This is a genomic window from Herbidospora solisilvae, assembly GCF_009901565.1.
Classification (GTDB): domain Bacteria; phylum Actinomycetota; class Actinomycetes; order Streptosporangiales; family Streptosporangiaceae; genus Herbidospora; species Herbidospora solisilvae.
This window is the reverse complement of record NZ_WXEW01000008.1, coordinates 305,881-321,971: the sequence shown is the minus strand read 5'-3', so window position 1 is coordinate 321,971 and position 16,091 is coordinate 305,881. Positions and strand designations below refer to the sequence as shown.

The following is a 16,091-nucleotide window of genomic DNA, read 5'->3' as shown; positions in this document are numbered from 1 at the left end:
TCAGCCCAAGATTCCCGCTCTCACTAGGATTGCGACCATGACGAAAACAGCCGTGGTCACGGGGGCCAGCAGCGGAATCGGCGCCGCGACGGCCCGCAGGCTGGCGAAAGAGGGATTCCAGGTGGTGGCGGCGGCCCGCCGCCGCGACCGGCTCGACGACCTGGCCGCCGAGCACCCGGGAATCGTCCCGATGACCCTCGACGTCACCTCGCAGGAGTCCGTCGACGCCTTCAACGCGGCCGTGCCGACGGTCGACGTGCTGGTCAACAACGCGGGCGGCGCGGTCGGCCTCGAACCGGTCGCCTACGGCCTGCTCGACGACTGGCGCCAGATGTACGAGGTCAACGTGCTGGGCACCCTCCGGATGACCCAGGCGCTGCTGCCGAAGCTGGTCTCCAGCGGCGACGGCGTGCTGGTCATGCTGACCTCGGTCGCCGGGCTGGTCTCCTACGAGGGCGGCGGCGGCTACTGCGCGGCCAAGCACGGCCAGACCTCCATGACCGAGACGCTGCGCCTGGAACTCGTCGGTGAGCCGGTCCGGATCATCGAGATCGCGCCCGGCATGGTGGAGACCGAGGAGTTCTCGCTCAACCGCTTCCGCGGCGACGCCGAGAAGGCCGCGAAGGTGTACCAGGGCGTGCCCGACCCCCTGACCGCCGACGACGTGGCCGACGTGATCGCGTTCGCGGTGACCCGTCCGGCCCACGTCAACATCGACCGCCTGGTGATCCGCCCCCGGGCGCAGGCCGCCCAGCACAAGCTCCACCGCGTGTGAGACCGGTCGGGGCGATCACCCGCGGCACCACCGGGCACAACCGGCTCCGGCGGGCCGACCGATGGCTGGCCGCCGTCCACGAGGGGCTGCTGCGGTCGGCCGCCGACCCGCTGGTGGTCGACCTCGGGTACGGCGCCTCCCCCGTCACCACGCTGGAGCTGTTCGCCCGGCTCCGGCGGGTCCGGCGCGACCTGGAGGTCGTGGGGGTCGAGATCGACCCCGAGCGGGTGGCGGCGGCGTCGGCGTACCGGAAGCCCGGCCTGGACTTCCGCCGGGGCGGCTTCGAGATCCCCGGCCGGCCGCCGCTGGTGATCCGGGCCTTCAACGTGCTGCGGCAGTATCCCGAGGCCGAGGCCTGGCGGCACTGGGAGCTGATGGCCTCGCGGCTCCAGCCCGGCGGGGTGATCGTCGAGGGCACCTGCTCGGAGATCGGCCACCGGGCCGTCTGGGTGGGCCTCGACCGGACCGGCCCGCGCACGCTCACCTTCGCGGCCCGGTTCGGCGGCGTCGACCGGCCCTCCGACCTGGCCGAACGGCTGCCGAAGACGCTGATCCACCGGAACGTGCCCGGGGAGAAGGTGCACGCCTTCCTCACCGACTGGGACCGCGCGTGGGCGATGTCCGCCCCTTTCGGGGCGTACGGGGCACGGCAGCGCTGGATCCAGTCGATCGGGCGGCTCAGGGAAATCTGGCCCCTCTACACCTCCGCCCCCTACGGGGGAACGGCCCGATGGCGACTCGGTGAGCTGTCCCTGCCCTGGTCGGCGCTTGTAAGCTGAGGTGTACCCCACCCTCCTCTACGAGACGTAGTACTACGCCGGGTAGGCTGAATGTCGTGAAGGGTCTTGGCGAGCTTGAGCGCAGCATCATGGACGTTCTGTGGGCGGAGGGTGGTCCGTTGACCGCCCGCGAGGTGGGGCGGCTGATCGCCGATCGCGATCTGGCGCCGACGACCGTCATGACCGTGCTCGACCGGCTCACCCGGAAGGGCTTCCTGACGCGGGTCCGCGACGGCCGTGCGTGGCGCTACGAACCGGCCGCGAGCCGTGACGCCTACATCGCCGAGCTGATGCTGGAGGCCCTCGACATGACGGGAGACCGTTCCGCCGCGCTGACCAGGTTCGCGCAGGCCGTGTCCGGCACCGAGGCCGACGTGCTCCGAAAAGCTCTCACGGAGCTGGAGGAGGAGTGATCGCGGCCGTCGCGCTCGCCGCGCTCGCCGCCGTCTGCGCGGTGTCCGCGTGGCGGATGACGTCCGTCCGCTGGACCTGGCGGGCCCCCCGGGCCGCCATCGCACTGTGGCAGGCCCTCGGCCTGACGTGGGGGCTGGCCTCCGTCGGCGCGCTCCTGGCCTACGCCCTCGAACCGTGGGGGCGCGGGGTGATCCACGGGCTGGTCTATCTGGTCACCCACTGGCGGGAGCCCTCCGGCTTGCAGCGGGTGGGCGCGCTGGCCGCCGGGCTGGCGCTCCTGACCGTGCTGATGGCCGTGGTCGTGGTGGCCATGGCGCAGACCCTCCAGGCCCGCCGCCGCCACCGCCTGCTGCTGTCGCTGGTGGCCCGCGACGAACCGGCCGTTCCGGGTGTACGGGTGGTCGACCACCCCGGGGCCGCGGCCTACTGCGTGCCGGGGCTGAAGTCGCAGGTGGTGATCAGCGAGGGCACCCTGAGCCTGCTCTCCCGCGACGAACTGGCCGCCGTGCTCGCCCACGAAGACGCCCACGCGCGCGAGCGCCACGACCTGGTGCTGCTGCCGTTCGCCGCGCTGCGCTGGGTGCTGCCCTGGTCGAAGGTGGTGCGCGACGCCAACGCGTCGGTCGCGCTGCTGGTCGAGATGGCCGCCGACGACCACGCCCGGCTGCGGGTGCCGCCGAAGCGGCTGGCCACGGCGCTGCTGCGGTTCGGCACGGCCGGCGCGTTCGCCACACCCCACGGCGCGCTCGGCATGGGGGCCGAGAACGTGATGGCGCGGGTGAACCGGCTGGTCCAGCCCGGTCCGGCCATGCGCAAGCGGTACCGCTACGGCATCGTGGCCGGGGCTGCCCTGCTTACGACCACAGCGCCCCTTTTGTGGTTCTTGCCCCAGTGAGTTAGCTATCGTTAACCAGTGCGTTTGCAAATGCATACACGCTCTGGCAAGCTGGGAGACATGGAACTCCCGAAGGTCGGCTCGATCGGTGAATACATCCGCGAGCAGCGCACGCAGGCGAAGATCTCGCTGCGTCAGCTCGCGGCCCAGGCCGGGGTGTCCTTTCCTTACCTCAGCCAGGTCGAGCGGGGAGTGCGCAAGCCGAGTGCCGAGATCCTCAACCAGATCGCCAAGGGTCTGCGGATCTCGTCCCAGGCGCTCTACGTGCAGGCCGGTCTGATCGACGAGCGCGAGCCCGAGAGCGACGTCCTGGCCGCCATCAGGGCCGACGTCACGATCACCGGACGGCAGCGCCAGGTTCTGGTCGACATATACGAGTCGTTCCGCAAGGAGAACAAGGCCGCGGAGAAGGAAGGGGCCCAGCCGACGCAACCGGCCGAGCCCCTCGATGCGGCCTCACTTAACGGTCACGCCACGTCAGAAGGGTACAACCTGCCATGACCCTCGCCACCGAGGTCAAGAAGATCACTGAGTCCAAGCCGTTCTACGCCCTGACCGGGGCCGGCGACTACGCGGTGGAGAAGCTGCGCGAGATCCCCGACCGCGTCATCAACCTCCAGGCCCGCCGCGAGGAGGCCTTCGCCTACGCCGGCCGGGTGCAGGGCAAGGCCGAAGACTACGCCAACAGCGTCGCCGAGCGGCTGAACGCCATCTACGAGGAGATGGCGAACCGCGGCCGCAAGGTCGTCAGCCAGGCCAGCGGCGAGGCCGCGCTGGAGCTCACCGAGGTCTCCGAGGCGGCCGAGCCCGCCGTCGCCGCCAAGGCGACCACCCCGGCGAAGCGCCCGGCCGCCCGCCGGACCAACGCCACGAAGGCGTCGTAGCGGAACCGTTCGCGGCCCCGGTGGGACATCCCCCACCGGGGCCGCGGCTTTCTCGCCCTGCACACCACGGAAACCAGACACTAGGCTGGTGGACATTCCGACCTTGACCCCGCGGGAGTGAAGCGATGCTCTACGGCGTACTGGACCTCATCTTCCTGGGCCTCGCCATCGCGGCGTTCGGGATGTCGGTGTGGGCCCTGATCCACGCGATCCGCACCCCCGCCCGCGCCTTCCAGGCCGCCGGCAAGCTCAACAAGAACCTGTGGATGCTCTTCACCGGCCTGGCCACGATCTTCACGCTCGCCTCCGCCGCCGGATACATGGGCGGCGGGCTGAACATGCTGAACATCTTCACCATCGCCTCGGTGATCGCGTCCGGCATCTACCTGGCCGACGTGAAGCCGGCCGTCAGCGAGTACAAGGGCGGCGGTGGCGGCAACCAGGGCCCCTACGGCCCCTGGTGATCCCCTGGCGTGATCAGAGCCAGTCCCGCTTCTTGAACTGCGTGTAGAGGACGATGGCGGCGACCACCCAGAGCCCCGTCGACGTCCAGAACCCCCACGGCTGGCCCGAGCCCGGATAGGGCACGTTCTGGCCGTAGAAGCCGGTGATCATGGTGGGCACGGCGATGATCGCGGCCCAGCTCGTCACTCGCTTCATGATCAGGTTCATTTTGTTGTTGGCCATGGTCATGTGCGCCTCGCGGATGTTGCCCACCAGGTCGCGCAGCGAGTCGGTCCATTCTGCGGCGCGTACGGCGTGGTCGTAGACGTCCTGGAAGTAGGGCGCCAGGGAGCTGTCGCGGATCACGTCGTTGCGGCGGAACAGGGTGTTGACCACCTCGCGCATCGGGGCGACCACCCGCCGCAGGTTGACCAGGCTCTTCCGCAGCTCGAAGGTCCGGCGCTGCTCGCCGGGGCCCGGCAGGGTCTCCTGGAACAGGCCCTCCTCCAGCTTCTCGATCTCCTCGTCCATGGCCTGCACGACCTCGAAGTGGCTGTCGACGACGTAGTCGAGCAGGCCGTGCAGCAGGAAGGCCACCCCGTGTTCGGCGAGGGCGCCGCCGGAGTCCCAGCGGCGCTGCACCTGGTCGATCGAGAAGGCCTCGCTGGTGCGCACGGTCACCAGGGCCCGTTCGGTGACGAACGCCGACGCCTCGATTGACTCCAGGCGGCCGTTGTCCGGGTCGAAGTGGGTGGCGTAGACGTTCAGGAACATGTGGGTGTCGTAGACGTCGAGCTTGGGGCGCTGGTTCGCGTGGAGGGCGTCTTCGATGGCCAGCGGGTGGAGGCCCAGCTCCTCGCTGATCGCGTCGAGGTCGGCGCGCGTCGGGGTGCACAGGTCGAACCAGACCGTCACGTCGGGCTCGCCGAGGTGGTCGGAGACGTCGGCGATCGGGAAACCCTCGGATTCGAGTTTCCCCTTGCGGTAGAGCCGGGTGCGCGCCACCGGCTCAGCGTACTCCGATGGCACTATCGTGACGGGTCATGACATCTCTGGCACGCCCGTTAGGGCTGGCCCTCTTATTGATCGTCCTGTTCGCCGCGCCGGCCCGTGCCGCCGGGACGAGCGAGGTGACCATGCAGTTGCGGCCCGACGGGGTGCTGCACGTGGTCGAGCGGGCCGACGGGCCGCTGAGCCGTACCGTGACCACCCGGACCCGCCACGACGACGGCTCCGACCGGATCTACCGCATCACCAACGTCAAGGGCGCGACCCTCGACGGCGAGACGCTGACCGTACCGGCCGCCGGGACCGTCGAGTACGACGTCACCGGCGCGGTCACCCCGCTGCCCGACGGCACCGAGGAGCTGCGCTGGTTCGCGGCCGGCGGGCCGCTCGACGCCGTGACGGTGTCGGTCCGCGGCCCCGGCCAGATCCAGAGCCTGGCCTGCTTCGCCGGACCGGCCGCCTCGGCGCTCGGCTGCACCGCCGCGAGCATGGACGAGTCGGCCGAGAACGCCGCCTTCGAGCAGACCGGCCTCGCCGAGGGCGAGCAGCTCACGGTCGTGGTCGCCTACCCTGCCGGGTCGACCGGCGCGCAGCCGATCCTGGAGCGCCGCTTCGACCTGGCCACCGCCTTCACCGTCGACGTGTGGACCGGCGGCTCGCTGGTCGCCCTGCTGGTCCTGCTGCTCGGCGGCCTCTACGGCCTCTACCGCTCACGCGGCCGCGATGCCCGGGTGGTCGAATCGGAGTCGGGCATGTACGCCCCCCTCGAAGACGGCCGCTTCGCCCCGCCCGACGGGGTGCGGCCCGGCCAGATCGGCACCCTCATCGACGAACAGGCCGACGTGATCGACGTGACGGCCACCATCGTGGACCTGGCGGTACGCGGCTACCTGCGCATCGACGAACAACCACGCGGCCCCTACGACGCCCCCGACTGGCTCCTCGTGAAGCTGCCCAAGGCCCCTGTGCAGGCCCTGCTCCCCTACGAACGCGCCCTGTACGACGCCATGTTCGACCTGCGCGACGACATCCTGCTCTCCCAGCTCCACGGCGGCTTCTCGGCCGGTCTGGCCCGGGTGCGCGACGCCCTCTACCGCGACGTCGTCAAGCAGGGCTGGTTCGCCCGGCGGCCCGACTCGGTGCGGTCGCGCTGGACTGTCCTGGGCGTCCTGCTGACCCTGGTGGGCCTGGCCGGCACGGTCGTGCTGGCCTGGCAGACCACCTACGGCCTGGTCGGCCTGGCGGTGATCATCGCCGGGGCGGCCCTGACGGTCGGCGGGCAGTACATGCCGGCCAAGACCGCCAAGGGCGCCGCCGCGCTCGCCCACACGCTGGGCTTCCGCCAGTTCCTCATCTCGGGCGACGTGAACGGGCTGCCGGAGGGCCAGCGGGTCGAGCTGTTCAGCCGCTACCTGCCGTACGCGGTGATCTTCGACAGCGTCGACCGGTGGGCCCGTGTCGTGTCGACGATCACGACCGAGGGCGACAACCTGTACTGGTACCACGGCCCCGCCGAGTGGGACCTGTCGAAGTTCGCCGACTCGATGCGCACGTTCGTGATGACCACGTCGGGCGCGATCTCGGCGGCCCGCCAGTTCAGGTCGTTCTGACCCGCAGCTCGCCCACGGGCCGCCCGCCGCCCTTGATCGGCGGCACCAGGTCGCCGGGCACGTCCTCGCCCAGCGCCCTCAGGACATGGGCGGTGACCGCGACCCTGGCCCGCTGGCCGCCGTCGACGATCTTCACGGCGGCGGCCCGCCCGTCGGCCAGCGCGAACGCGTCGAACGCCTCCGCGCCCGCCTTCAGCATCAGCCCCGGCACGCTCCTCATCAGCACCGCCTCGGGCCGCGTCGTGCCGCTGGTGTATTCGGGGTGGGCGCGCATGGCGTCGGCGATCCGGCGCTCCTTCGAGCCCTCGGCGGCGGTGACGATCCGCCGGAAGGCCCGCACGACCCCGACCATCGACACGTAGAACAGCGGGGCCCCGCAACCGTCGACGCCGGTGGCGGCGATGCGCTCGGAGGTGAGCTCCTCGACGGTGGTCCGGATCGACTTCTGCAGCGGGTGGGTCGGGTCGAGGTAACCCTCGGTCGGCCAGTCGTTGACCGCGCAGGTGGCCAGCATCGCCGAGTGCTTGCCGGAGCAGTTCATGTAGACGCGGCCGAAGTCGAGCGACGACCGGTCGTCGGGGTAGTCCTCCGGGCACCGCAGGGCGCTCTCGTCGACCCCCGCCGCGCGCAGGATCCGGCGCGCGCCCTCGACATGGATCGGCTCCCCCGCGTGACTCCCGCAGGCCAGCGCCAGCAGCTCGCCGTCGAGGTCGAGCCCGGCGTGCAGCATGCCGGCCGCCTGCAGCGGCTTCATCGAGGATCGGGGCGAGGCGGGCGCCTGCACGTCGCCATGGACCAGGACGGGGGAACCCTCGGCGTCGACGGCGACGACCCGGGCGCGGTGGACCGACTCCACGAACCCGGAGCGAACCACCTCGACCAGCAATTCGGACATGCCGTCGACTGTAGGGCATGGCAGAATCCCGCCATGCGCGCGGTGGTGCAACGAGTGAGTCAGGCATCGGTGACGGTCGACGGGACGGTGGTCGGCGCGATCGACGAGCCCGGCCTGATGGTGTTGGTGGGGGTGACCCACACCGACGGCCCGGCCGAGGCCGCCAAACTGGCCGCGAAACTGTGGGGACTGCGCATCCTCGACGGCGAGAAGTCCTGCTCCGACATCGCCGCACCCCTGCTCGTGATCAGCCAGTTCACCCTCTACGGCGACACGAGGAAGGGCCGCCGCCCGACCTGGCAGGCCGCGGCCCCGGGCCCGGTGGCCGAGCCGCTGGTGGTCGCGGTCGTCGACGAACTTCGCAGGCTGGGTGCGCGGGTGGAGACCGGCCGCTTCGGCGCCGACATGAAGGTCGCCCTGGTCAACGACGGCCCGATCACCCTGGTCATCGACGTCTGACCGGTCAGGCCCGCCAGATCCCGATGCCGAGCGCGGCCAGTTCGGCGGTGGCCCCACGCGGATCGGTGATCGCTTGTTCGGCCACCTTGGTCAGGTCGAAGGGGCCGCCGTCAGAGGTGACCAGTTCGGCCGGTTCGCTCCACGAATGCCGGAACGTGGCCTGACCGGCGTGGACGGCGGCCAGGTTCAGCAGCATCTCCAGCGGGGTCAGGAACAGGTCGGGCAGCTCGCCCGGCGCGGCCTCCGGGAACAGCGGTCGCGCGAGGTCGTCGAGGCGGCCGTCTTCGAGCATGCGCAGCACCTGGGGCAGCCCCGGCCCGGTGAGCCCGATGGTCTGGAGGATCGCGTCGGCCTCGCGCTGGAGCCGCGCGGCGGTGGCCGCATGGGTGAACTCGGGCCAGTCCAGGACCATGCCGTCTTCGAGTTCCCTGCCGAGGGCCCGCAACGCCGCCCGGGTGACCTCCAGTTCGGTGGCCCGCAGCGCCGCCTGGGCGGCGGCCAGGTCGAGGATCAGCGACGTGGCGGGCCGTCCGTCCGGCACGACGAGGGACTGCGCAAACCGCGCGGCCCGGGTGGCCGACGAGGGATGGGGATCCCACCGTGACGTGTTCGCGGGGAGCGGCTTGGCGCGCAGGGCGTCGACCTCGTCTTCTCGCGCGACCACGAACTCGGCGAAACCCCCGAACAGGTCGTCGGGCAGGTAGCCCGCCTCCAGGCCCGGCTGTAGGTGGAAGTCGTGGAAGAAGTTCCATGCGTCGCTGACCGCCCAGACCTCGTGCATCGCGTCGATCGCGTCGGCCGACCCGGCCACCCGCACACCGACGGCATCGGCGCGGAACTCCCATCGACGGCAGGCGACGCGGTCGATCACCACATACAGCAGGGCGTAGGCGCGGAACGCCCACCCCGCCGGGTTCGTGGGCCCCAAGGTCTCGGCCGTGCCGGTGATGGCCACACGGCACCGGTGGGCGACCGCGAACCACCGGGTGTGACCGGCGGCGAAATGTTCCATGTGATGCGCGAGCCCGAACCGAACCTGGCCGACCGTCATCGTCTGGAACAGCGGCAGGCCGATGAACAGCGTGCGGCGGCCGCGCAGGAAGGTGTGGGCGTACCGGAAATCGATCTCCGGCATGAGCCGGATCTCGTGTGGCGGGCGGGTGCCGGCCTCCGCGGCCACCTCCCGAGCCAGCTCCCACAACCCCGGAGCCTGATCGGCGTCCAGGGCCGGGCCGGTCGACCGATCGTCCCGCCACCGCAGTGCCCGCCACAACCCGCCCCCCAGCGCCCACACGAGGCAGCCGGCCCAGCCGAACATGACCAGCACGAGGATGACGAAGCCGACGGGCGAGACCCTCCCCGGCGGGATCGCCCGTAACAGCACGACGAACCCGGTGAGCTGCGCGGCCGCCACGCCCACCAGGCCGCACAACATCACGATCGACACCAGCGCGCGTCCCACGCGAGCAGGCTAGTGCCTACATCAGATTCGGGCGCTTCCGGTCGCGGGCCATCATCGCGGCCTGCCTGCGCAGTTCCGGGTCGACCTGGACGTTGCGGCCGGCGTCCTGGGGGACGATCACTTCCTGTTTGGCCGCCACGTGGCCGGCCACCAGGTCGATGTCGACCGGGACGGTGCGCTTGACCACCGCGAGGGCGATCGGCCCCAGCTCGTGGTGGCGGGCCGAGGAGCCCACGAAGCCGATCTGGCCCGGGGTCGCCGAACCCTCGACCGCCGCCTCGGGGTCGGCCTCAAGGGGGGTGCTCACGCCGAGCGTCACCGGGGTGCCGTGGGGCGGGAGTTCGTCGACGCTGCCGTCGAGGTGCAGGAAGACCAGCCGGCGCGGCGGGTGGCCCAGGTTGTGGACGCGGGCGACCGTCTCCTGGCCCCGGTAGCAGCCCTTCTTCAGGTGGACGGCGCTCTCGATCAGTCCCAGCTCGTGGGGGATCGACTTGTGGTCGGTGTCGAAGCCGTAGCGGGGGATGTGGGCTTCGATGCGCAGCGCCTCGTAGGCCCAGATCCCCGCCAGCGGCCCCTGCGCGGCGAGCTCCGAACGCGGGATCAGCCGGTCGTCACCGGGGAGGCCCGAGATCACCGCCCAGTCGGCCGACACGTCGGCGATCTCGACGCGGAGCATGAACCGCATCTTCTCCAGCCAGGTCACCAGGGCTTCGGAGGTGCCGGGCTCGACGTGGATCCAGGTCGTCTCGCCGTCGTCACGCAGGTGGAGGTGGTGTTCGAGCCGCCCCTGCGGGTCGAGGAACAGCGTCTGCGTCCAGACTCCGGGGGGCAGGTCGTCGAGCTTCTGGGAGCTGAGGCTGTTGAGCCAGCTCAACCGGTCGGGCCCGGACACGGTGATCACGGGACGGTTGCTCCGGTCGACCACGGCCCGGCCGGCCGCCAGGGCGCGCTGTTCGCCGTAGGGGTCGCCGTAGTGGGCCGCGACGGTGTCGTCGGGCGACGATCCGGGGACGGCTCCGGAGACGTCGAGCAAAGGGCTGCGCATACCTCTCAGGCTAAGCCCGCTCAACGGCAGTCGCGGCACCGCCCGAAGATCGTCAGATGGTGGACGTCGGTCTGGAAGCCCATGTCGCGGTCGAGCCGGGCCACCATGTCGCCGACCAACTCGGGAGGCGCCTCGATGATCTGCCCGCAGCTGCGGCAGACCAGGTGGACGTGGTCGGCGTCGGCGGCCAGGTGGTAGGTCGGCGCGCCGTGCCCGAGGTGGGTGTGGGTGACGAGGCCGAGCTCCTCGAGCAGTTCGAGGGTGCGGTAGACGGTCGAGATGTTCACCCCGCGCGCGGTCTCCTGGACCTTGGCGCAGATCTCCTCGGGAGTGGCGTGGGTGAGCGCGCTGACCGCCTCGAGGACGAGCTGGCGCTGCGGAGTGACCCGGTAGCCGCGGGCCCGGAGCTCGTCGTGCCAGGTGTCGGTCATGACGAAATCCTACGGCCCGATATTGACTTGCCCACCCCCGAGAAGAGCGCCTAGCGTACGAAGCACGCAGAAAGGAGGTGGTCCGAATAATGATTAGTCATGATTGGGCTAGCGAGGTGGCTGTCCGCTAGGACAACCGATCCGGACCAGCTCCGGGTCGGCGCGTCAGAGCGCAGATCCAGGCAGACACCGGAACCCCGGGCAGCCGGCGGGTGCAGGGTGCAGACCCTCTCCCATTGGTCCAGCCGGCCCGCTCAACCGAGCGGAAGGTGCCCGGGGTTTCTCAATGCCCGCGTGCCTCCACGCCGAGGATCTCGCACGCCCGCCGGTAGAGCACGACGACTTCTTTGCGCACCTGCGCCCGCTCTGTGATGGGCGTGGACCACTTCACCGTGACCGGCTCGCCGTCGGCCTCAAAATGGATGGCCTCGGCGTCGACGCCGGTCGTGCGGGCCGAGGTGGCGCCGGGCTTTCCGCCGAGGGCCCGCACGATCAGCAGCGCGTCGTCCGCGTGGTCGTCGTTCATGTGCTTCTTGATCGCTTCGACCGCGTCTGGGGTCAGCGGGGTGCTCATGGCGCCCGATCCTAGTCGGCGACCTTCTTGAGCTCCGCCGAGGCGTGGTCCTGCAGCGGGAGGCCGACGGCGGCCATCTCGTAGGCGTACATGAGATTGCCGTTGACCAGGCCGTAGAGGCGCTTGCCGGCCGAGTAGTCCTTCGAGGTGACCGTGCGCGCGACGACGTCGGTGATCAGCTCGATCTTGTGGAAGACGACCTCGCCGACGTAGATCTCGATGATCCCGGTCGGGTGGGACAACATGACCTCGACCTGGCGTTCCGGCTGGACGCGCCAGAAACCGGACTCGCTCGCGAGGGGGCGGACCTTCTCGCCCTGCTGGTCGAGCAGCCAGGTGCGGCTGCGGTAGCTGAGGAACGGCTTGCCGTTGTGTTCGAAGATGATCTCCTGGCCGAAGTTGGCGCTCTCCATCGTCGGGTAGCCGATGACCCCGGCACCCTCCCAGTGGCCCAGCAGGAACGCGATCGGCTCAAGATCGGGATGTACGTCCATGCCGTCAAGGCTAGTGCGGGTTTAGGCTGCGGGCATGGCACGCCAACTGGTGATCAAAGTGACCGCGGGCAGCGACGCCCCCGAGCGGTGCAACCAGGCCTTCAACGTCGCCGGGGCGGCGATCGTCAGCGGGGTCGGGGTGTCGCTGTGGCTGACCGGCGAGTCGTCGTGGTTCGCCCTGCCCGGCCGGGCCGAGGAGTTCAAGCTCGCCGAGGCGGCTCCCCTCGAAGACCTGCTGGCCGCGGTCCTGGCCGGCGGGCGGGTGACGTTGTGCACCCAGTGCGCGGCCCGGCGCGGCATCACGCTCGACGACGTGATCGACGGAATCCGCATCGCCGGTGCGCCGACATTCGTCGAGGAGATCACCCAGGAAGGCGTTCAGGCGCTGGTCTACTAACACGGCGCGGGTGTCATTAGGCTTCGGCCTGAGCGCGGCAGGTCCCCTTATTCCGGGACGGGACGAATAAATGACATCCGGCGATCCACTGGCCGAATTACGGTTACTCCTTCAGGAGCGTTATCGCATAGCCGGGAAACCGAGCTACCGCGAACTCGCCAAGCAGACCGGAATGAGCCACACGTCGGCCCGCACGGTCATCCTCTGCGAACGCCTCCCCCGCTGGGGCGCCCTGGAACTGATCGTGGAGTCCCTGGGCGGCGACACAGCGGAGTTCCACCGCCTGTGGCTCACCGCCGACGCCGCCACGACCACGCCTCCGCGCGGCCCAGATCACGAAATCTCCGGTATGGGCGTTCCTGCGCCCGTCGCGGGAGGGCAATCGGACCACGCGGACACGGGTATCACCGCGCCGACCGTGGAAGAACGATCGAGCCATGGGGACATGCACACCCCCGCGCCGGTCACCGGCGAGCGACCAGAGCACGACGAGAGGTCTCCCGGCCGGCTCGGCGGGATCCTGAGGTCACGGCGGGCCGTGCTCATCTCGCTCTCCTCGGTCGCCGTCGTGGCCGCCGCCGCCGTGGTGACCCCTCGTCTGCTGAGCGGCGAACCCGGGCCCAGGACGGGCGTCATGTTCGGGGGGCCGCTGTCCGGCGGGAACGGCGCCGTCTGGTCGGTCGCCCACGGCGTGCTCGGCGGCAGGCCGGTCGTCCTCTACGGCTGCCAGAACGGCACGGTGCACCTGCGCGACCTCGTGAGCGGCGAACGGATCGGCGCGGTGCTCACCGGGCACACCCGGGCCGTGTTCGCGGCGAAGATCGCCGACGTGGGCGGCCGGGCCACCGGGGTGACCGGGTCGGCCGACGGGACCGTGCGGATGTGGGATCTGGCCTCGGGGCAGGGCCGGGTGCTGAACGCCGGGAAGGAGTCGGGCGGGATCAACGCCCTGGGCGTCACGACGATCGCCGGGCGGCCCTGGGCGTTCACGGCGGGCGACGACCTGACGATCCGCCGCTGGGACCTGGCCGCGTCCGCCCCCGAGGGCGAGGTGGTCGGGCAGCCGCTGGCCATGTCGCCCAAGGCCATCGCGGTGGGCGAGGTGGCCGGGAAGCCGACCGCGTTGTCGGGCGGCGACGACCGGCTGGTGCGCCGGTGGGATCTCACCGAGCCCAGCCCCACGGGTGTGCCCATCGGCGGCCACGACGGCACGATCTGGAACCTCACGATGGGCCACGCGGACCGGCGGCCCATCGCCCTGTCGGCCGCCGAAGACGGCACCACCCGGCTCTGGGACCTGTCGGAGCGGCAGCCCATCGGCCACCTGCTGGGCGAGCGGCTGCCGAACCCGGTCAAGTGTGTCGCGCTGGCCGTCGCCGGGGGGACCACGATCGGGTTCTCCGGCGCCGACGACGGCACCCTGCGTGAATGGGACCTGACCACCGCAAAACAGGTCGGCCCACCGGCGGAGGGGCCGACCTCCGGTCCCGAGGGGTTCGCGGTCGCGACCCACGAGGGCCGGACCTACCTGTTCGCCGGGACCTGGGACGGCTACGTCTGGCGGTTCGACCTCGGCCCTACGGCTTGAGCACCGCGCCCAGGCGTTCGTTCCTGAGGCGTTCGTACCAGCTGTCGTCCATCGCGGGCAGCGGGCCGGCGGCCCAGCGGAGCAGCAGGTCGGCCAGGGCCGGGTTGCGGGCCAGGGCCGGGCCGTGCAGGTACGTACCGATGATCTTGCCGGCGAAGCAGCCCTCGGTGCCGTCGCCGTTGCCGGTGCCGACGAGGGTGCGCGACAGCGGGGTGACCCCCGGGCCGAGCCGGGTCACACCCATGTGGTTCTCGAAGCCGGTCAGGGTCGGCAGGCCCAGCGACGGGTCGACCTCGGCGGCCAGTTCGCCGACCGAGCGGCGCTCGCCGCGGCCCGAGCTGATGTCGAGCAGGCCGATGCCGGGCACCGGCTGGCCCTCCTCGCCGCCGAACACCGAGCCCATGATCTGGTAGCCGGCGCACACCGCCAGCAGCGACGCGCCCCGCTGGATGGCCCGGTGGAGGCCGCCGTCGCGGCGCAGGCGCTCGGCGCCGAGGATCTGGGGCCGGTCTTCGCCGCCGCCGATCAGGTAGATGTCGCCCTGCTCGGGCACCGGGTCGGAGGAGCGGACGTGGACGACCTCGACGGGGATGCCCCGGCGGCGGGCCCGCTGTTCGAGCACGAGCACGTTGCCCTGGTCGCCGTAGGTCGAAAGCAGGTCGGGGTAGATCCAGACGATGCGGAGGCTAGACTGCACGGCCGAACTCCGTCCGGATCGACTGGAACGCGGTGTAGTTGGCGATGACGTCGATGTCTCCCGGCGGGAGCGCCGACACCGCCTGGCTGAAGTCGTCGACCAGGATGAAGCCGACCCCGGCGACGTCGAGCCGGAGGGCCAGGTCGAGGCGGCGCTCGCCGGTCACGTAGACGTGGCGGCCCGCGAGGATGCGGTAGTCGACGTCCCACAACCACGAGGTGTCGCGGCCGTCGGGCCCCTGGGCGTTGACCGACAACACGATCGGGCGGTCGGGGCGGGTGACGTCGAAGGCCTCCAGCCAGCCGGCCGGGTTCTTGGCCAGCAGCAGCTTCATCACGCGGCCGTCGCGCTCGACGGTGGTGTAGCGGCCGGCGACCGACTTGACCTCGCGCAGCCTCGGCAGCGCACGCTGCGGTTCGAGGCCGAACGCGGCGGCGGTGGCCAGGGCGACGACCGCGTTGGAGCGGTTGGCGGTGCCGGGGAGCTGGAGGTCGAGCCGCCAGCGGTGGCCGTAGGGGTCGATCGCGTCTTCGCCGTCGAGGATCCAGTTGGGCTCGGGCCGGCTGAAGGTGCACTCGCGGCAGGCCCAGTCGGCGTTGACGATGCCCTCGGCACGGTCGAGCGGGCCGCCGCACTCGGGGCAGCACCACGAGTCCTCGTGCCAGCGCTGGCCGCCGGCGACCCAGGTCACCCGGGCGGCCGTGGAGGCGCCCCAGGTGACGAGCGGGTCGTCGCAGTTGGCGATCACGTGGGCGGGCCGTCCGGCCAGGGCGCGGCGCCACTTCTGGGCCAGCAGCCAGATCTCGGCCGCACGGTCCATCTGGTCGCGGCTGAGGTTCATCAGCACCACGACGCCGGCCTCGGTCGTGTCGAGCACCTCGGGGAGGTACTTCTCGTCGACCTCCAGCACGCCGTAGGGGGCGGCCTTGTTGGACGACAGGGCCGAGACGTGGCCGGCGGGCATGTTGGCGCCGAAGGCGTTGGTGGCGACCTCGCCGAGCTCCTGGAGCGCCGAGGCGATCAGGCGGGTCGTCGTGGTCTTGCCGTTGGTGGCGCTGACCAGTGCGAGCTTCTTCTCGTGGGCGAGTTTGCGCAGGAGGTCGGGCTCCAGCAGCAGGCCCACCCGCCCGCCGATCACGGACCCGTCGCCGCGCCCGGTCGCCCGGGAGAGCGTCGCGGCGGTTCGTCCGAGCGCGCTGGCGAGCTGAGCGCGCAACGGCAACTGACTCATGCAGTGATC

Annotated in this window: 20 protein-coding genes; 11 read left to right on the top strand and 9 right to left on the bottom strand. The window is 71.1% G+C overall.

All coding sequences use genetic code 11. The annotated features are described in order from the left end of the window. Positions 1-37 precede the first annotated feature (37 nt). The 7 genes from GT755_RS27455 (at position 38) to GT755_RS27425 (ending at position 4,211) form a co-directional block, all read left to right on the top strand. Entirely contained in the window at positions 38-775 is a 738-nt protein-coding gene (locus GT755_RS27455) for an SDR family NAD(P)-dependent oxidoreductase (RefSeq protein ID WP_161482495.1), read from the top strand. Further along, entirely contained in the window at positions 772-1,554 is a 783-nt protein-coding gene (locus GT755_RS27450; protein WP_161482494.1) for a class I SAM-dependent methyltransferase, read from the top strand. Before GT755_RS27455 ends, GT755_RS27450 begins: the two co-directional genes overlap by 4 nt. 56 nt (positions 1,555-1,610) lie before the next feature. Beyond that, positions 1,611-1,967 (top strand): BlaI/MecI/CopY family transcriptional regulator, encoded by a 357-nt coding sequence (locus GT755_RS27445; RefSeq protein WP_081898316.1) that lies wholly within the window; start codon positions 1,611-1,613, stop codon positions 1,965-1,967. Then, complete coding sequence (locus GT755_RS27440; RefSeq protein ID WP_161482493.1) at positions 1,964-2,863, top strand: M56 family metallopeptidase; 900 nt, start codon at positions 1,964-1,966, stop codon at positions 2,861-2,863. The genes GT755_RS27445 and GT755_RS27440 overlap by 4 nt, the downstream gene beginning before the upstream one ends. A 60-nt stretch (positions 2,864-2,923) precedes the next feature. Then, on the top strand, positions 2,924-3,364 hold the full coding sequence (locus tag GT755_RS27435) for a helix-turn-helix domain-containing protein (RefSeq protein WP_161482492.1): 441 nt from the start codon (positions 2,924-2,926) through the stop codon (positions 3,362-3,364). Continuing rightward, entirely contained in the window at positions 3,361-3,747 is a 387-nt protein-coding gene (locus GT755_RS27430; RefSeq protein ID WP_161482491.1) for a hypothetical protein, read from the top strand. Before GT755_RS27435 ends, GT755_RS27430 begins: the two co-directional genes overlap by 4 nt. A gap of 125 nt (positions 3,748-3,872) precedes the next feature. After that, positions 3,873-4,211, top strand: a complete 339-nt coding sequence (locus GT755_RS27425) for a DUF2516 family protein (RefSeq protein WP_030451599.1) — start codon at positions 3,873-3,875, stop codon at positions 4,209-4,211. Between the two features lie 13 nt (positions 4,212-4,224). Here GT755_RS27425 and GT755_RS27420 read toward each other — a convergent pair whose 3' ends face one another. Continuing rightward, complete coding sequence (locus tag GT755_RS27420; protein ID WP_161482490.1) at positions 4,225-5,196, bottom strand: magnesium transporter CorA family protein; 972 nt, start codon at positions 5,194-5,196, stop codon at positions 4,225-4,227. 38 nt (positions 5,197-5,234) lie between these two features. Between GT755_RS27420 and GT755_RS27415 the strand changes: the two genes are divergently transcribed. Next, the gene (locus GT755_RS27415) at positions 5,235-6,809 is read left to right on the top strand and encodes a DUF2207 domain-containing protein (RefSeq protein WP_202610565.1); all 1,575 of its coding nucleotides are present in this window, start codon (positions 5,235-5,237) and stop codon (positions 6,807-6,809) included. Here the strand turns inward: GT755_RS27415 and GT755_RS27410 are convergent. After that, positions 6,796-7,704: an asparaginase gene (locus tag GT755_RS27410; protein ID WP_161482489.1), complete on the bottom strand. Its 909-nt coding sequence runs from the start codon at positions 7,702-7,704 to the stop codon at positions 6,796-6,798. The two genes, GT755_RS27415 and GT755_RS27410, sit on opposite strands and share 14 nt — an antisense overlap. Before the next feature lie 33 nt (positions 7,705-7,737). Between GT755_RS27410 and dtd the strand changes: the two genes are divergently transcribed. Further along, positions 7,738-8,163 (top strand): D-aminoacyl-tRNA deacylase, encoded by a 426-nt coding sequence (dtd, locus tag GT755_RS27405; RefSeq protein ID WP_161482488.1) that lies wholly within the window; start codon positions 7,738-7,740, stop codon positions 8,161-8,163. 4 nt (positions 8,164-8,167) lie between these two features. Here dtd and GT755_RS27400 read toward each other — a convergent pair whose 3' ends face one another. The 5 genes from GT755_RS27400 to GT755_RS27380 all read right to left on the bottom strand — a co-directional run bounded on the left by GT755_RS27400 (position 8,168) and on the right by GT755_RS27380 (position 12,169). Continuing rightward, on the bottom strand, positions 8,168-9,625 hold the full coding sequence (locus GT755_RS27400; RefSeq protein WP_161482487.1) for a M48 family metallopeptidase: 1,458 nt from the start codon (positions 9,623-9,625) through the stop codon (positions 8,168-8,170). A gap of 16 nt (positions 9,626-9,641) precedes the next feature. Next, positions 9,642-10,670, bottom strand: coding sequence for a CAF17-like 4Fe-4S cluster assembly/insertion protein YgfZ (gene ygfZ / locus GT755_RS27395; RefSeq protein WP_161482486.1), 1,029 nt, complete (start codon positions 10,668-10,670; stop codon positions 9,642-9,644). A gap of 20 nt (positions 10,671-10,690) precedes the next feature. Then, positions 10,691-11,101, bottom strand: coding sequence for a Fur family transcriptional regulator (locus tag GT755_RS27390; RefSeq protein ID WP_030451606.1), 411 nt, complete (start codon positions 11,099-11,101; stop codon positions 10,691-10,693). A 283-nt stretch (positions 11,102-11,384) separates the two neighbouring features. Continuing rightward, positions 11,385-11,675: a DUF2470 domain-containing protein gene (locus GT755_RS27385; RefSeq protein ID WP_161482485.1), complete on the bottom strand. Its 291-nt coding sequence runs from the start codon at positions 11,673-11,675 to the stop codon at positions 11,385-11,387. Between the two features lie 11 nt (positions 11,676-11,686). After that, entirely contained in the window at positions 11,687-12,169 is a 483-nt protein-coding gene (locus GT755_RS27380) for an FABP family protein (RefSeq protein ID WP_030451608.1), read from the bottom strand. A gap of 34 nt (positions 12,170-12,203) precedes the next feature. On the opposite strand from GT755_RS27380, the gene GT755_RS27375 reads away from it, so the two are divergent. Next, positions 12,204-12,566, top strand: a complete 363-nt coding sequence (locus GT755_RS27375; RefSeq protein ID WP_030451609.1) for a DsrE family protein — start codon at positions 12,204-12,206, stop codon at positions 12,564-12,566. Positions 12,567-12,738: 172 nt separating this feature from the next. Next, entirely contained in the window at positions 12,739-14,154 is a 1,416-nt protein-coding gene (locus tag GT755_RS27370) for a WD40 repeat domain-containing protein (protein WP_161482484.1), read from the top strand. Here GT755_RS27370 and GT755_RS27365 read toward each other — a convergent pair. Together GT755_RS27365 and GT755_RS27360 are read right to left on the bottom strand one after the other, a co-directional pair. Further along, complete coding sequence (locus tag GT755_RS27365) at positions 14,144-14,851, bottom strand: type 1 glutamine amidotransferase (RefSeq protein WP_161482483.1); 708 nt, start codon at positions 14,849-14,851, stop codon at positions 14,144-14,146. The two genes, GT755_RS27370 and GT755_RS27365, sit on opposite strands and share 11 nt — an antisense overlap. Continuing rightward, positions 14,841-16,082 carry a MurT ligase domain-containing protein gene (locus GT755_RS27360; RefSeq protein WP_161482482.1) on the bottom strand — a complete coding sequence of 414 codons (1,242 nt, stop codon included), beginning with the start codon at positions 16,080-16,082 and terminating at the stop codon, positions 14,841-14,843. Before GT755_RS27360 ends, GT755_RS27365 begins: the two co-directional genes overlap by 11 nt. Positions 16,083-16,091 lie beyond the last annotated feature (9 nt).

Bases quoted from the DNA above. Each gene is read 5' to 3' on its own strand.
- GT755_RS27380 (WP_030451608.1), bottom strand. From the start codon at position 12,169: ATGGACGTACATCCCGATCTTGAGCCGATCGCGTTCCTGCTGGGCCAC.
- GT755_RS27455 (WP_161482495.1), top strand. From the start codon at position 38: ATGACGAAAACAGCCGTGGTCACGGGGGCCAGCAGCGGAATCGGCGCC.
- GT755_RS27410 (WP_161482489.1), bottom strand. From the start codon at position 7,704: ATGTCCGAATTGCTGGTCGAGGTGGTTCGCTCCGGGTTCGTGGAGTCG.
- GT755_RS27370 (WP_161482484.1), top strand. From the start codon at position 12,739: ATGAGCCACACGTCGGCCCGCACGGTCATCCTCTGCGAACGCCTCCCC.
- GT755_RS27385 (WP_161482485.1), bottom strand. From the start codon at position 11,675: ATGAGCACCCCGCTGACCCCAGACGCGGTCGAAGCGATCAAGAAGCAC.
- ygfZ (WP_161482486.1), bottom strand. From the start codon at position 10,670: ATGCGCAGCCCTTTGCTCGACGTCTCCGGAGCCGTCCCCGGATCGTCG.
- dtd (WP_161482488.1), top strand. From the start codon at position 7,738: ATGCGCGCGGTGGTGCAACGAGTGAGTCAGGCATCGGTGACGGTCGAC.
- GT755_RS27390 (WP_030451606.1), bottom strand. From the start codon at position 11,101: ATGACCGACACCTGGCACGACGAGCTCCGGGCCCGCGGCTACCGGGTC.
- GT755_RS27415 (WP_202610565.1), top strand. From the start codon at position 5,235: ATGACATCTCTGGCACGCCCGTTAGGGCTGGCCCTCTTATTGATCGTC.
- GT755_RS27435 (WP_161482492.1), top strand. From the start codon at position 2,924: ATGGAACTCCCGAAGGTCGGCTCGATCGGTGAATACATCCGCGAGCAG.
- GT755_RS27430 (WP_161482491.1), top strand. From the start codon at position 3,361: ATGACCCTCGCCACCGAGGTCAAGAAGATCACTGAGTCCAAGCCGTTC.
- GT755_RS27425 (WP_030451599.1), top strand. From the start codon at position 3,873: ATGCTCTACGGCGTACTGGACCTCATCTTCCTGGGCCTCGCCATCGCG.
- GT755_RS27375 (WP_030451609.1), top strand. From the start codon at position 12,204: ATGGCACGCCAACTGGTGATCAAAGTGACCGCGGGCAGCGACGCCCCC.
- GT755_RS27360 (WP_161482482.1), bottom strand. From the start codon at position 16,082: ATGAGTCAGTTGCCGTTGCGCGCTCAGCTCGCCAGCGCGCTCGGACGA.